This window comes from Nocardia tenerifensis NBRC 101015, assembly GCF_000308715.1.
In the GTDB taxonomy this organism is placed as follows: domain Bacteria; phylum Actinomycetota; class Actinomycetes; order Mycobacteriales; family Mycobacteriaceae; genus Nocardia; species Nocardia tenerifensis.
Genome location: NZ_BAGH01000047.1, coordinates 1 through 517, shown reverse-complemented (window position 1 = coordinate 517; position 517 = coordinate 1). Strand labels below are relative to the sequence as shown.

Here is a 517-nt window from a genome sequence, read left to right as displayed (position 1 = left end):
GGGCAGGCCACCGGCGTTGGGGTCGCGCTGCGGCAGGCCCTCGCGTTGCGGCAGGCCGTTCGCCCCCGGCTGTCGCTGCGGCAACCCGCTCGAACCGCTTTCGCGCTGCGGCAACCCGCCCGCGCTCGGCTCGCGCTGCGGCAGCCCGCCGGGCGTCGAATCCCGTTGCGGCACTCCGTTACTGCCGGGTTGACGCTGCGGCAGGCCGCTCGGCGGCTGAGCGAGGCCGCTGATGCTGGGCTGCGGCACCCCGTTGCTACCGGGCTGGCGCTGGGGCAGCTCGCCCGAGTTCGCGTCCCGCGGCGGCAGACCCGTCACGGTCGGCTCGACCGGGCCGCCCGGCTGACGCGGCGGCGGGCCGCCGGGGGTGAGCGTGCGCTTGGGTAGGTTCGCGGCGGCGAGCTTGCCGCGCTGCGGTCCGGTCGACTGCTGACCCGGCGCGGGGCGCAGCGTCGGGCTCGCCTGCTGCGCGTTCGACTGAAGCCCGGACGACATGGTGTTGCCCGGCTGTCGCTGC

The 517-nt window shown here is 77.0% G+C and carries 1 pseudogene; it reads right to left on the bottom strand.

Annotated elements, in window-relative coordinates:
- Positions 1 to 517: pseudogene (locus ON39_RS04090) on the bottom strand (sensor histidine kinase); the annotation flags it as partial.